This window comes from Liquorilactobacillus hordei DSM 19519 (assembly GCF_019443985.1).
Lineage (GTDB): Bacteria > Bacillota > Bacilli > Lactobacillales > Lactobacillaceae > Liquorilactobacillus > Liquorilactobacillus hordei.
On the sequence record NZ_CP049302.1, the window covers coordinates 1 to 14,158 of the forward strand.

General features: G+C 34.7%; 15 protein-coding genes and 4 pseudogenes. 10 read left to right on the top strand and 9 right to left on the bottom strand.

What is annotated here, in order from left to right; translation table 11 throughout:
- The coding region (gene mobQ / locus G6O70_RS00895; RefSeq protein WP_219934257.1) for a MobQ family relaxase at positions 1-841 on the bottom strand (841 nt) is incomplete at its 3' end.
- Positions 842-1,109: 268 nt separating this feature from the next.
- On the opposite strand from mobQ, the gene G6O70_RS00900 reads away from it, so the two are divergent.
- A complete protein-coding gene (locus tag G6O70_RS00900; RefSeq protein WP_057869871.1) occupies positions 1,110-1,313 on the top strand; it encodes a hypothetical protein in 204 nt (67 codons plus the stop codon).
- Between the two features lie 16 nt (positions 1,314-1,329).
- A complete protein-coding gene (locus tag G6O70_RS00905) occupies positions 1,330-1,608 on the top strand; it encodes a hypothetical protein (protein ID WP_057869870.1) in 279 nt (92 codons plus the stop codon).
- Here G6O70_RS00905 and G6O70_RS00910 read toward each other — a convergent pair.
- Together G6O70_RS00910 and G6O70_RS00915 are read right to left on the bottom strand one after the other, a co-directional pair.
- Positions 1,598-1,777 (bottom strand): hypothetical protein, encoded by a 180-nt coding sequence (locus G6O70_RS00910; RefSeq protein ID WP_057869869.1) that lies wholly within the window; start codon positions 1,775-1,777, stop codon positions 1,598-1,600. The two genes, G6O70_RS00905 and G6O70_RS00910, sit on opposite strands and share 11 nt — an antisense overlap.
- Before the next feature lie 20 nt (positions 1,778-1,797).
- Entirely contained in the window at positions 1,798-2,529 is a 732-nt protein-coding gene (locus G6O70_RS00915) for a Fic family protein (protein ID WP_233419163.1), read from the bottom strand.
- 324 nt (positions 2,530-2,853) lie between these two features.
- Here G6O70_RS00915 and G6O70_RS00920 point away from each other — a divergent pair, with 324 nt between their 5' ends.
- From G6O70_RS00920 to G6O70_RS00935, 4 genes and pseudogenes are all read left to right on the top strand, one after another.
- The gene (locus tag G6O70_RS00920) at positions 2,854-3,117 is read left to right on the top strand and encodes a type II toxin-antitoxin system PrlF family antitoxin (RefSeq protein WP_001748062.1); all 264 of its coding nucleotides are present in this window, start codon (positions 2,854-2,856) and stop codon (positions 3,115-3,117) included.
- Positions 3,117-3,464, top strand: a complete 348-nt coding sequence (locus G6O70_RS00925; protein ID WP_057869868.1) for a type II toxin-antitoxin system PemK/MazF family toxin — start codon at positions 3,117-3,119, stop codon at positions 3,462-3,464. Before G6O70_RS00920 ends, G6O70_RS00925 begins: the two co-directional genes overlap by 1 nt.
- 344 nt (positions 3,465-3,808) lie before the next feature.
- A pseudogene (locus tag G6O70_RS12070) lies at positions 3,809-4,078 on the top strand (transposase); the annotation flags it as partial.
- Between the two features lie 91 nt (positions 4,079-4,169).
- Entirely contained in the window at positions 4,170-4,682 is a 513-nt protein-coding gene (locus G6O70_RS00935) for a hypothetical protein (RefSeq protein WP_258236127.1), read from the top strand.
- Here G6O70_RS00935 and G6O70_RS12390 read toward each other — a convergent pair.
- Both G6O70_RS12390 and G6O70_RS00940 read right to left on the bottom strand, forming a co-directional pair.
- Positions 4,646-5,197 (bottom strand): annotated as a pseudogene (locus G6O70_RS12390) (EamA family transporter); the annotation flags it as partial. The gene G6O70_RS00935 and the pseudogene G6O70_RS12390 overlap by 37 nt on opposite strands.
- A 215-nt stretch (positions 5,198-5,412) precedes the next feature.
- On the bottom strand, positions 5,413-6,117 hold the full coding sequence (locus G6O70_RS00940; protein ID WP_057870420.1) for a Fic family protein: 705 nt from the start codon (positions 6,115-6,117) through the stop codon (positions 5,413-5,415).
- Between the two features lie 1,334 nt (positions 6,118-7,451).
- Here G6O70_RS00940 and prgP point away from each other — a divergent pair.
- The 3 genes and pseudogenes from prgP to G6O70_RS00955 form a co-directional block, all read left to right on the top strand.
- The gene (gene prgP / locus G6O70_RS00945) at positions 7,452-8,357 is read left to right on the top strand and encodes a ParA superfamily DNA segregation protein PrgP (RefSeq protein WP_057870419.1); all 906 of its coding nucleotides are present in this window, start codon (positions 7,452-7,454) and stop codon (positions 8,355-8,357) included.
- The gene (gene prgO / locus G6O70_RS00950) at positions 8,335-8,613 is read left to right on the top strand and encodes a DNA segregation protein PrgO (RefSeq protein ID WP_057870418.1); all 279 of its coding nucleotides are present in this window, start codon (positions 8,335-8,337) and stop codon (positions 8,611-8,613) included. Before prgP ends, prgO begins: the two co-directional genes overlap by 23 nt.
- Positions 8,614-8,742: 129 nt before the next feature.
- Positions 8,743-9,579 (top strand): annotated as a pseudogene (locus G6O70_RS00955) (D-2-hydroxyacid dehydrogenase); the annotation flags it as partial.
- A 117-nt stretch (positions 9,580-9,696) separates the two neighbouring features.
- On the opposite strand, the pseudogene G6O70_RS00960 reads toward G6O70_RS00955, so the two are convergent.
- From G6O70_RS00960 to G6O70_RS00975, 4 genes and pseudogenes are all read right to left on the bottom strand, one after another.
- Positions 9,697-9,771 (bottom strand): annotated as a pseudogene (locus G6O70_RS00960) (DNA-directed RNA polymerase subunit beta); the annotation flags it as partial.
- A gap of 253 nt (positions 9,772-10,024) precedes the next feature.
- The gene (locus tag G6O70_RS00965; RefSeq protein WP_219934258.1) at positions 10,025-10,909 is read right to left on the bottom strand and encodes an IS3 family transposase; all 885 of its coding nucleotides are present in this window, start codon (positions 10,907-10,909) and stop codon (positions 10,025-10,027) included.
- On the bottom strand, positions 10,897-11,412 hold the full coding sequence (locus tag G6O70_RS00970; RefSeq protein WP_258236128.1) for a helix-turn-helix domain-containing protein: 516 nt from the start codon (positions 11,410-11,412) through the stop codon (positions 10,897-10,899). Before G6O70_RS00970 ends, G6O70_RS00965 begins: the two co-directional genes overlap by 13 nt.
- A 178-nt stretch (positions 11,413-11,590) precedes the next feature.
- Complete coding sequence (locus G6O70_RS00975) at positions 11,591-12,730, bottom strand: ABC transporter ATP-binding protein (RefSeq protein WP_011668826.1); 1,140 nt, start codon at positions 12,728-12,730, stop codon at positions 11,591-11,593.
- A 127-nt stretch (positions 12,731-12,857) separates the two neighbouring features.
- Here G6O70_RS00975 and G6O70_RS00980 point away from each other — a divergent pair, with 127 nt between their 5' ends.
- On the top strand, positions 12,858-14,156 hold the full coding sequence (locus tag G6O70_RS00980; protein ID WP_057870411.1) for an ABC transporter substrate-binding protein: 1,299 nt from the start codon (positions 12,858-12,860) through the stop codon (positions 14,154-14,156).
- The last annotated feature ends 2 nt before the right edge of the window (positions 14,157-14,158 follow it).

Sequence of the window (14,158 nt, forward strand, 5' to 3'; positions counted from 1 at the left end):
TCTCGTTAAACGAGAAGTGTTTACTTAGGCTATCTAAGTGACCTCGATTAGCTACTTTTTCCTGCATATTTTTATAGCTAGCTTTGGACTTACGATAGTTCTTAACTTGTTGATTAAATGCCTTTCTTTCATGCCGTTTGCTATTGATTCCCTCGTGTTGCATTGGTGTGTCAGCTATTCCCTGTTCCACAAATGATTTTTCACTGATCCGATCAGGAATGTTTTTTTGCTCTAAAGCCTGATTTACACTTGCCGCCCAATTGTGCCGCCATTCAGTTATTTTTTCTTTTTTATCCCAATCAACCAACCAAATTTTTCGGTTTCTCACATTCCCTGCAGGGGTCTTAGTTTTATTACCATGACTATCTAAAATGTATTCTGTTTTTGTTTTCTGTCCCCAAGTACCATCGGGGTTAAATGGGCGATTGGTTAACATCACGTGTGCGTGTGGATTATCTGGGTGATCACGATGAATCGCTACATCGGCTACCATGCCTTGATCAACAAAGTTTTCTTGCACGTATTTAGTTAATAATGTTTTTTGTTCATCTACACTTAACTCAATTGGTAAAGCCACGTTAAACTCTTTTGCATACCGTGAGTTTGATTTACGGTCTTTCTTTTCAACTTCATTCCACAACTGCTCTCGATCACTCGCCCATTCAGGTGAATTTTTTGGCGTCAAAATAAAGCTTTCTGGCATGATCGATCGGGCATAAAAATAGTGGCGACCTTCCTTATCATCAAATAGCTTTTCACCACTTCGATAAGCAGCACTGGCAATGGCACTTCGTCCTTTACCGGCACTAATATTACTAAAACTCATATGAAAGATTGCCATATCAGTCACCTTCTCACTTTGGTTCTATGGGTTTAACTTTGTTGTCGCCATCGGCGACTTCTAATACAGGTTTTAATGGGTTTAGCACAACGTCATTTTTGATGACGTGTAAGTGCGCATTGACCTCGTTTAACTCGAACAATGATTCCTTAATATCTATTATTATTTTACTATTTTTTTAGTGGGTATTCAACTAACCAGTTGTCATTAATTATTTTTAGTGATAATATTTAAGTGACTTTACTAAGCGATTTAGGAGGAAACTGTTATGTCATTAACCAAATTTCAAAAACAACAACAACAATTTGAAGAACTTAACCGAAAAATAAAGGCTGAAAAAGTTAAGATTGAACAGAACTTAGGTAAGCAAATTATTAAGCAAGCTAATTTAGACTATGCTAATTTATCTAATGCTGAAATAAAAGCCCTCGCTCAAAAAGTTTCTAACTTTCTAAAAAATAATCAAGCCTAAATTGGTGGTGTTTCAAATGACTAATCAATATGAAAAGTTGGTCAACCAGCAAGCACGTTTAAAGAAAAAAATAGAACAAGAGAATTTCAAACTTCGCCAATCAGAATATTATGAAAATGCTAAAAAAAGAAAAGAACGAACTAGATTATTAATTCAAAAAGGAGCACTCTTAGATAAATACTTTGAAATCGACAATCTTAATACTGATGAAACAGAACAATTTTTGAAAATTTTTTCTGACTATGTGAAAAACAAAAAGCCTGATAAGTTCAAAAAAGACAATCCTACAAACTAGGGCTGTATTTTTTGTTCTCTTTGTTTTTTTGTAAGCCTATTTCTGGATTCTTTTTAGCAAACTCTTTAAGTTGATTTTGAGTTCTATTACTGATTTCTTTTCTAATTAAATCTATTTCTTTTTGTTGCTTAGTATTTGCCTGATTCAGCTTAGTATACTCTTCATTCAATTGGGTATCATTTAATTTCTTTATTCGTTGTTCTTTAGAAACGGCTTCGTGGTCTTTTGAAGTAAATTGAACTCTTTCTTTTGAAATGCTTTTATCCTCTCGGACGTTTGATAAAAATTTAGCATACGTTCTCGTTCATTAGTTAATTTGTTTTTTGCATATTCAACTAGTCCTGGTACATCTTTGTTAACTTCATATTGGATATATTCATCACGATTTTTTCTTTCAATAACCAATATCGGTTCTTTTTTTAGAACCAAGCCATAATCAATCAACATCCTTCCTGTTCTACCATTACCGTCACTAAATGGGTGTATTCTTTCAAATTCAATATGTTTTTCCATTAAAGTAGTCAAAGTATCATCAAGGCTTTTATCAGTTTGAAATGCTTGATTAAGTTGATCACACCAGGCTTGTATTTTGTTAGATACCTCAAAGGGTTCTGCCGTTTTAAACTCCGCACCCTGAATATAGTTCGGCAGACTCTTATACTGTCCGCCGTCTGGTAGTATGTGATCGGTTAATAATCTGTGAAAATTACGCACTATTAACGGCAAAAAGGGTCTTTTGTCTGTTGCTTCTTTAAAAAGATAGTCAAAAGCTTGTCGGTGATTTTCTACCTCAAAAACCTCTTTTAAAGAATGCCCTTTTTCACTTGGAAGTTGGCCATACGCTAAAATTAATCTAGTATCATTTAAGGTTAGTGTATTTCCCTCAATTCCTGTCGAATGATACGCAAAACGAATTAGCACATCTTTTAAGTATTCTTCACTTTATGGACTATACATAATCTTCTACTCCCTTTTATTCTTGCCTTAAAGACCATTCAGCAAATTTTAGATTCGTCACATCCTTTTAATAGAATCAAATAAGAACGTCGCTACGCTATATTTTTTAGATTGTATAGTTACGCTGGCCAGCTTTGAAATTATTGAGTAACGAATCTTGAACCTCTTTGAGAACATTTGAATCTTTGATTGGTAAGACAACTTGTTGCATAGTCTTTTCTCCTTTTCTTGAAATATTAAAGCAGTTATGTTATTATTTTTGTAAGGAAAAAGTAAGGAGATGATATTGTGAGTGCAGGCAATGTAACTAAGGTTAGCTCGAAGATCACAAGTAAAAATCAGATTACAATTCCTAAAACAGTACGTGAACTGTTAAAAGTTCGTTCTACTGACACAATTGAATGGCAGATTGAACCAAATGGTAAAGTAATGATTGTTCGTAGTAAACCGGATCTATGGCAACTTGTTGATGAACAAGAAAAAAAGTTTGGAAATCTCAGTACAACAGAAGTTGATTGGGGTAAAGACGTAGAAAGTGAAGACTTTGATTAATGAAATTAAAACAAGGCGCTATTTTGTGGATTAATTTAGATCCGGCTAAAGGCACTGAAACTAAGAAAAAGCGACCGTGTTTAATTGTGAGCAACGATCACTATAATCGCTATTTTAATACGATCCTTGTTGTACCAATAAGTACATCTGATAAATATCGTACCCTGGAAAAGTATGTTAAATCACCGTTATTTATCGGGGTAGACAAGGAAGAAATTCACGGCACAGCATTATTGCAACATGTTCGTGCCATCGATCCAACAAAACGATCAGATGGCGAAGTTGTGGCCACTTTATCTCAGCAAGAAATTAGTTCAATTAGTACAAAGATCCAACAATTTTTCTGAAAAATAGACGTTATTTGTTAATGAAAGAAAAATAATAACACCCTATATATACATTATAGATATAGGGGTGCTATTTTAACAATGTTTTTAAGGGGTTATTTATTACTTATAGACCCTCTTAAACTGCTTATTGGAAATTTATCTATCGCTCAACGCCCAAGTTACGTTAAATCCAAGATTTTCTAGGTTACGTTTAACGGTTTGCAAATAATGGAATAGTGTCCTTTTTATTATTTGCTTTCATAATTAAGAAAATAATTTCCCTTCCCTTCTCAGTTGAACTAGTCGGTGCTAAATCCTTCTCTGTTAGTAAATTATTTATGGAATCAATAAAATCTGGTTCAATTTACGGTCGACGTAAAATAGACGTTGAATCAGTTTTTGGTGGATTGAAGGCTTGTTTAGGTTTTAGAAGATTTTCAGTTAGGGGGCTTGAAAAGGTAAAAAGGGAGGCTGGAATTGCCTTGATGGCAATGAATATTAGAAAATTGGTGGCGAAGAACACCAATTATAATTATTTTATAACACAAAAGAAGAGATTAGTGAAAATCAAAGAACGATTTTCACTAATCTCTTTTGTTTTGAAGGACTTATGGCACGGCCCCTCTTCATAACGTGTAACCCTAAATAAAAATGCTCCTATGATGATATTTTACCAAACTAGCAAAACTAGTCCGGAATCTCATCATAAGAGCATGTATACTTGTGTATAGTAAGTTTGCTGAACTGCAACAAATACAGGAGGAACAAATGTTTTTAGCAATGAGAGAGATTAAAAAAGAAAAACTACGGTACGGCTTGATTCTAACAGTCGTCGTCTTAATCAGTTATTTGATTTTCATTTTAAGTGCCCTGGCGCTCGGGCTGGCAACAGCTAACACCGCTGCGGTGGACAGCTGGCAGTCTAAGTCCTTTGTAATGACCAAAGACGCTAATGGCAATGCCGGACAGTCATTACTGACAACGAAACAGGTGGATCAGTTAAGCGACGACAAAACCGCAACACTTGGCATTACACCAGTTAATATGAAAATTGGCGGAAAACGTGAATCCGCACAATTCGTTGGGATGAATAACGACGAGTACATCGCTAAAAACCTACAATTAACCAAGGGGCACTTGCCAAAGGCAGCTAACGAAGTCGTCCTCGCTGACTCAGTTGATAAGGATATTAAGGGACTAAAGTCACTCAATAATTTTTTTGGAATTAAAGTATAGGACGCTTGACTAAGTCCAGCCAATAACCCCCAAAAAACAGCCATAGGTGCTAAAGATAATGTATTTAAATGTCCTTTGGTTACCAACAAAATTGTACCGATCATTGCAATAATAATTGAAATACAGTCTATTCTACGGGGAAACTTTAATTGTCTTAATGCAATAAAAATTATAATGAACAGTGGACCAGTGAATTGTAAAATAGTAGCAGTTGCAGCATTCCCATACTTAATTGCCATAAAATATGTGAACTGTGATGGAAGCATTCCCAAAAATGAAAAGGCTAACAGTAACATAACACTATTTTTATTTTGCCAAATATTTAATATAGGCTCCTTTTTAATAAATAATACAAACGCCAATAGTAAAAAACCTGATGTTAATAATCTTATACCTACCAACCACTGTGGAGATAGACTATAATTATTAAATAAAAATTGAGCTACCGTCCCTGCAGCGCCCCAAAAAAATGCACCAATGATTGCTAACCAAATGCCTACTGTTCTATTTTTCACTATTTATTCTCCAATTAATATTATTACGTTTAATTCAATTTCCACTTGATTTTATTTATTTTGTTTTTTTTGGTCGTGATACGTTTTTGACTAACTAATTTCATGGATATTTCTTCGCAATTAATTGGCTTAGTATCAAATAATCAATATCAGTATCTTTATATCCCAACCTATTTAGCTGTTCTTTTTTAACTCTGGGTTGTTTCAAATCTGGGTTAATCTTTTTCTTTGTTTTTTCGCACATCTAAACCTTGAATAGCATTATCATACGTCCACTGTTTAATTTTTGTCATATCATTGGTACGATAATAATCAGCAATTAACTCATTCCATTTATCCCACTTATCCAAAGGAACGTTAATCAAACCAGCACCACCATCAATCATAATTTTATTAGCACTTAAAGTAGCTGTTCTTTTGTTACCATCCCAAAAGATTTGTTGGCGCATATTATGATACATGACTGTCAGAGCCTTATCAGTAGTTGTTATCTGTGAATCAATCAATATTTTTTGTAAAAAAACTTGTTCCTGTTGTTCATCAATTAATGGTGGTTCAAAAAATTCTTCACCACCTAAATTAACCCCACCTTGACCCTGTCGTAAATCACCAGGAACTAAGGCATCTTCCGCCGCCACAATTTTGTTAATCTGCTTTTCCATTGCTAACGTTAAAGGTTCATCTTGGACAGTCACATACTGCCAACCACGCTTTAAATTAACAATAGTTAAAACATCTTCTACTGGCACCCCTGCAACACTCATACCATCCATAATAGTTTGTGTTTGCGGTAAAGTGGTATTAACCCCCTCAAAACGAGCATTCGTATGCACTAACTTTGTAAAATTCGAGCGTGCAAAACGTCGGTTCTCTTCAGAAGTAAAACAATACTTATCGATATACTTTTGTATTTCATTCATCTTCTAACCCCCTTTCTACGTTATAATTTCCATATAAAAAAAATGAAAAATAAACTTACTATCTTTATACAACGTATTGAATTTTTATTCTGTTGAAATTTAAAAGTTTACATAATCCCGATTAGAAAAAGTAACTATATCCCTATTACCAACCTCTATCTAACAATTTAATTCATTCTATTTTTTCACAAACTAAACATAAATTGGTATACCTCTAAACTACTTAATTTAACAACCTTTTGACTTTGTGAATTTCATTATATATTTGTTCAAATTTTTTCAATATATTCAACAATATTCATTGACAACTGGAATGTAGACTGCTTTACTTTTGAGATGGTAGTTCTGAACGAAAGCAAAATTTTTCCCTTGTTTTTGAAAGAGAAAAATTTAATCTACTTTACTTTCTCGAAGTATAGTCGTCACTCATTTAACAATCAATTTCTAGCATTTCTGCTAATCATGTAACTTTCAACTGCGTATCTATCTACTAAAAAACGCCCTAGCAGACGTCATAATCATTATTTTTATTTGTTCGATCATGACAGTTACATGATTCTGTATTTCTACCGTTTTACCACCAACCTTTTAATAGTAGTTTCTAGCCTACAAGCAAGGTCAAGCTTGCCCTTAAAACTGGATTGTTCAATCTTAAGAGCACTCAATTTTTTTTGTGAAGTAGTCGCTGAGTTCACGACTTGTCTACTTGAATTACTTTCAACTGTAAGCAGCTGTCACATATCGAAATATGAAACCTACAATATACTAGCATTACCTACTTAGCTTGTCTCCTAAGTCTTTGAAATCACACACATTTACAATATCGGTAAAATATTGTATAATACAACTACATAATATTGAATTTGGTTGCTGTCTGATACGCCAATATCAGGTGGCTTTTCTTTTTATGAAGGTTATCTCTTTTGAGATAGCCTTTTTTCTATGCTTAAAATATACACCCTTACAGCCTTTTTGTAAAGCTAAAATGCAAAAAATCTCCTTTTTACAAAAAGTGTACTAATCTCTTATTCTCCTAATCTCTTATTCTCCTAATCTCTTTTTCTCTTAAGAGACTATTCTCCTTTTCTCCTAATCTCCTTTTCTCCTTTTTTTATTAAAAAAGCCTATCTAAGAACAATTACAAGCCGAAAAGTCTCCTTTTCTCCTAATCTCCTTTTCTCTTAGTGTATTATTCTCCTAGTCTCTTATTCTCTTTTTCTCCTAAGAGACTATTCTCCTTTTCTCCTTTAGACAAAAATATCAAAAGGAGATTTATTACATTTTATTTTACATTCCCTTATAATTGAGTTATATTTATTTTTGGAGGTGGCATAATGACATATACGATCATAAATGCCCAGCAAAAGGGCGGAGTAGGAAAAACAACTGATACTGTAATGGAAGCTATAGTAGCTGCTACTATATTTAATAAAAAAGTTCTAGTTATAGATACTGATCTACAAGGAAATGCAACTCAATTCTTGTCAAAAACATTTGGAAATCCTGAAATACCGAATACATTAATGGCTTGTTTAGAAAAAGAAGATTTATCTCTAGGCATTGTTAATTTATCACCTAAAATTGATATGATTGGTTGCGATTATGATATGCGTAACTATACAGAGTTTTTAGACAAAAAATTTAAATCATTAGCTGACAAAACATTTTATCTGAAAAAGCTTTTAGACAAAATAAAAGATTCTTACGACTTCATTTTTATTGATGTTCCACCATCAACGGATATTAAAGTTGATAATGCAATGGTTTGTGCTGATTACGTTATCGTTATTCAAGAGACCCAACAATTCTCTTTTGATGGTTCAAAACGCTTAATACTTACATATTTACAAACACTAGTTAATGATTTTGGAGATTTAATCAATGTACAAGTTGCTGGTGTGTTACCAGTCTTATTGCAGGCACGTAGGCCTCTACAGCAAAAAATAGTTGATGAAACTATTGAATATTTTGGACGTGATAATGTATTTAATAATATTATTAATAACCATGCCAGATTAGAATGGTATACAGCTCAAGGGGTTCAATTTGAAGATTATCATGATAAGCGAATATTTTCACTGTATGCTGATATATTTAATGAACTTCTAAAACGTATTGAATCGTTTGAAAGCACTGGAGATGTTGAAGGTTTCCATTATGAACATGAATTCATTAATGGGAATAGACTAACTGAAAAGGGAAAGAAGTTGAAATTAGATGGCTTTACTGAAAAGGGATAATAATGTACAACCGAATATCAAAAACACTGCTGATGTTAGTAGAGACTTGTCAATAAAAAAAGAATATAAAGCTACTGAACGAAAAACAATTAAAGTTGATCCACCAGTTTATGATTTAATCAAAAGTATGTCCATTGTTACAAACACAAAAATGTATGATTTAGTTAAACAAATGTGTGAGGTTTATCTGGACAATAATGTATCGCAACGCCAAAAAGAAACAATATTACTAATGATCAAAGAAAACGAGAAATAACCTTTATATGGTAGATTGTAAAATTAATCCGAACGCTGTTCGGACAAAAAAGATCAGCTTCCTTTAAAATGGTGTTTACCACAAACCCATCTTTTAGGAGCTGATCTTTTGTCTAGTATAACCTATTCTGAACGAATTAAATATGCTGATATCGTCATTACACACAAAACACCCCTAGATCATGAAGTGATTAGCAAAACATCACGATTGAAGTATATCGGAATCATGGGAACCGGTTATGATGTCGTTGATATTGAGAGCGCACACCAGAACAAGGTTGTGGTGACTAACATTCCCACATATGCAAGTGACGCAGTGGCAAAATTTACTTTCTCGTTATTATTAGAAGTGACTAGCCAAGTTGGATTGCATAATCAGCTTGTTCATGAAAACCGATGGGCACAGGCTCCTGATTTTACTTTTTGGGAAAAACCGTTATTAGAATTAAAAGGGAAAACTTTAGGACTAATCGGTTATGGCCATATTGCGCAAAAAGTTGCTAAAATAGGACACGCTTTTTCTATGAAAGTTATTTTCTATAATCATCGTCCTAAAAAGGTTCCTGAATCATGGATTCAGCAGGTTTCATTTGATGAACTATTAAGGCAATCTGATGTGCTTAGTCTGCATGTGATCCAAACACCAGAAACAATTGATTTAATTAATAATGATACGATTGTCAAAATGAAAACTGGGGTTATTATATTGAATACGGCCCGAGGTAAATTGGCTAATGAAGCGGACATCAAGAATGCCTTGAATGAAGGCAAAATTTATGCCTACGCCACTGATGTTGTTAAAGGGGAGCCCATTGCTAGTGATAACCCATTATTACAGGCCAAAAATTGTTATATTACCCCACATATTGCTTGGGCACCATATGAGACAAGAGAACGGTTGTTGCATATGACTGTTGATAATATAAAAGCATATTTATCAGGAGATCTGAAAAACGTTATCAATTAATGGCAAAGGTCTGTGAATTCTTTTGCCTACATTGAAGTAAAACTGTCTAAAATAAAGCAATTAGAAAAAACAGAGCCAGCAAATAAAGTGTTAAGAAAAATACGGAGAGCTAGAAATTTATAGCTTCTCCGTATTTTTAAAGGACACATTGCGAATTTCTTGTAGTGGGATAAACCGATCAGCGTCAATCACAAAAGAAAGCATCCCCACATCCATTGCATCAAATAACCACGCTAGTCCCGTAACCGTTACTAGTTTTCTTGTTGAGTTCATCCAAAGTCCTCCTAATAAATTTTTCAAAATGTCAAGACACCCCCTGGTACATGCTTATTGTTTTACCTTTTTAGAGGTGTCTTGTCAATGTAAATTTTCAGATAAAATAAAGGAACCGAAACAAAATGTGATTTTGAAGTGCCATAAAAAAGTTAGACAAATTTGAATTGAGTTATGCAATGACGGTCTGATTCCTGTATTCAACAGGCGTTAGGCCATTTTTGTTCATGGAAATCCGTTCATTGTTATACCAATCAGTGTATTCTGCTACAACTTTGACTAATTCATCAATGTTGTTAATGCGAATACGATTCAGACATTCTCGTTTCATTAGGTTAAAGAAACTTTCAATTGGCGCGTTGTCATGACAATTACCTTTACGTGACATACTTTGGGTAATGTTCATTCTGTTTAAGGCTTTACGATAAGCTTTTTGCTGATATTGCCAGCCTTGATCAGAATGTAAGATTGCTGCTGATCCGGGCGTAATCCATGATTCTAATTCATCTAATGTATCTTGTATCAAGGCCATATTGGGTGATGTACTAGCTTTGGCGACAAGGATTTCACCACTTGCTTCATCAGTGACACATGATAAATAACCCCATTTACCATCAACTAGCCTAATTTGTGTTATATCGGTATGGAACACGGTTAATGGTGTGGTTTGATTGAAATTTTGTTTAATAATATTAGGTGCAATGCGTCCAACTTGCCCTTTGTATGACGAATACTGGGAAGTGTGCTTCGAATACACACCAACTTTAAGCCCTAAAAGACTCATAAGACTTCTAATTGTTTCGCGGCATAACGTATAACCAGCTTTTAACGCCATCGCATATACTCGTCGATATCCATACGTCTCATGGCTTTCGTGGTAAACATGTTCAATGAACAATTTTATATTTTTATACTTGTCAGGTCTCTTCATCCGTTTTCGTTGATCGTAGTAAGTAGCTCGTGGTAATTTGAATTGTTCTAATAATATTTGTAGTTTGTATTGCGACCTTAGGGAGTCCACGATAACTGTTTTTTCGCGACTTGTTAATGCTTGCATTGATTGTGCCTCATGGCCGCTAATGCTTTTAAAATATCACGTTCCATTTCAGTTTCCTGAAGTTGTGCTTTGAGTTTGAGAATTTCCTCTTTATACTTTTCCTCGGCCGACGGGTTAAGTTTCTTGTTTGTTGATTTAGTCATACTTGCAGGCCTCCATCGAGGCCTTTTACGTAAACCAGCAGCACCCATTTTTTGGAATGTATTCACCCATGAATTTACCCGGCTGAATGTAATACCAAAATGGGCAGCGACTGCCATTTGGCTGACCTCATGTGTTTTTACATAGTTTACCACAAAAAGCTTGAAATCTTGTGAGTAAACTTTTTTGGTATGTTGCGCTTTGAGAGATGACAACCCATGCACGCTTGCTTGCAGAACCCATTTTCGAATAGTTATCATACTTGGGATATTGTATTTACGCATTAAATCAGGGTAAGAAACGTCTCCATTCCAGTACTCTTGAACCAATTTAACTTTGAATTCAAATGTATATTTAGTCATAAAAAAGCGCTCCATAATAATTAGATTTTTGTCTAACTATTATGGGGCACTTCATTTTTGATACGGTTCCTTTGTTTATATCTTTAACATGCAAATTGCAAATTAGTACGTTTTTGCTTTTTTATGGTAAGCAAATCTTTCTCTCCAACTTAACCGTTTTCTTTCTTATCTGGTAAAGCTAACCATTTTGAAGTGTCAGACCGCTTTTAGCATCAAACAGATAAATATTAGAATTACGAATATAAAGATCTAATTTTTTGTGGCTATCATCATTAGGAATTCTTTTAGGCGTTTGAGTCACAATATTAACACCATCTTTAGTTTTTAGATAGACAAGCGTATGGCCGCCCATGTATTCAGCCAGATTTTTACTTGCAGAAAGTACAAAAAATCCCTCTTTTTGTGCAGAATTTTCAGGAGCTGTATCATTATCTCCTGACTTTTTTACCTGCGTTACTTTCTCAGGCCGAAAGCCAAGTACAATCTCTCTTTTATCCGTTGGCAAAACTTCTTTTTTCACGAATTCACTAAGGTCATAATTTACACCACCTGAATTAAAAATTCCCTTGTTCGAAAGAGTACCCTTTAAAATATTCATGCTGGGAGAACCGATAAAACGAGCAACGAAGAGGTTACGCGGGTTATCATAAAGTTCTTCAGGTTTACCATACTGCTGTACCACTCCGTCTCGCATGATCAAGATTTTATCCGCCATTGCCATCGCCTCAGCTTGATCATGCGTTACATAAATCGTTACAGTTCCAAGCTGCTTATGTAGCTCGATAATATCCTGCCTCGTTGAAACACGTAACTTCGCATCTAAATTAGAAAGCGGCTCGTCCATTAAAAAGACTTCAGGTGCGCGCACCATTGCACGCCCTAAAGCAACTCTTTGTCGCTGCCCACCAGAAAGCTGCGCGGGTTTACGAGCCAAATAGTCTGTGAGATTAAGCTTTTGTGCTGCTTCCTTGACCCGTGAATCAATTTCACTTTTAGAAAATTTACTAAGTTTTAAGTTGAACGCCATGTTATTGTAAACAGTCATATGTGGATATAATGCATAATCTTGAAAAACCATTGCAATGCTGCGCTTTTGCGGTGGAATATTATCGAAGCGCTTTCCATCTACATTAATTTTTCCCTTTGTAACTTCTTCCAAACCTGAAAAGCAACGCAATAGTGTAGACTTACCACAACCTGATGGTCCAATAATTGCAACAAATTCCTTGTCATCAATCTCAAGATTGATATCCTTTAGGGTATCATTTTCCGCATTATCATAACGCTTATAAAGGTGTTCGATTTGAATCTTACTCATAAAAAACGCCTCCTCGAGTTTATTCTTTGCTTTTGTTTCTGCAGTGATTCATAATAAAAACATAAAATTTAGGTAAGAAAGAATGGTGCTCTTGACAAACAATTGACAATGAATCGGGGCGGAAGACATGAAAAAAAGATTTTTTAAAATCGCTAAGCTAACTTTTATGTTGAGTTTATCATTAATTGTCTTAACATGTTGTAGTTTTAGCTCGCAAAAGGAAAAAAATTCAAAAATTACACTTAACTTTTTTAATCAAAAGCCTGAAATAACCGCACAATATCAAAAATTAGCGCGGATGTATCATGCTAAACATCCCAACGTCAATATCCAAATTACTACTTCAGGTCAAGGCGGTGGGGCCGCTGCTTTACAAGCGAAGTTTGCCTCTGGGGAAGCTCCAGATATTATTATGCTTGGCGGGCTACCTGAAATAGATCGGTATAAGGATCATTTGATTAATCTGAAAGATCTTAAGGCAAGTAAAAACATAGTACCAAATCTTGTTAGCGGTGGAATTTCAAATAAACGTATGGTTGGAATTCCAGTCGATCTTGAGGCTTATGGCTGGTCGTATAACAAAGCTGTGTTCGCTAAGGCTGGGATTGATACCTCAAAGATCAATAACTATTCTGAATTTTTGAAAGCGGTTGAAAAACTCAATTCAGAAAAAAAGAAGATTGGAATCGATGCCGTTTTCGGCTTTAACGGAGCTGATACCAATTCAATTGCTTCTGTTTCAGCACAATTTACTTCTCTGCCGTACAACAATAATCTTGTCAAAGCTTTCAAAAGCAAAACTTTCCCTTGGAAATACGAGAGGCAAATGAAAAATTATTATGATCTCGTAAAAAAATATAATGTACAACCGATTCTTTCAGTTAAATATGATCCTTCTGTCCAAGACCTTTTTTTCAATGGTAAAGTTGCTATGATACCTCAAGGAAATTGGATTATTCCGACGCTTGATGGTCTGGAAAAGGGATACGTGCAAAAAAATCTTGGCATGTTACCGTTCTTTGTTAAAAATGATGGTACTGACCGTCTTTTGACCGGTTCCTCATGGTATTTAGGAATCACTAAAGATCATCCCAAGCGGCAAAAAGCTGCTAAAGATTTTATTAACTGGATGTATACTTCAAAAGAAGCTGAGAACGTAATCATTAACGAAATGCGTTTCGTTCCTGCAACTAAAAACTTTGATGTTTCGAGGCTGCCTGATGATCTTTCTAAACAAATTTATCGGATCGGCACTTCCAAAAACGCACAATCTCCTGTTCACAAACAGTACCCGAATGGCTTTACTAACCAAGCACTTGGGCCATATATACAGCGCTATTTTGTAAATGGGATCTCTTGGAAAGAATTGAAAAAGGAAACATCGGCTAAATATCGACAGCTCAGGGAAATCCAAAGTGGGGAGTGATA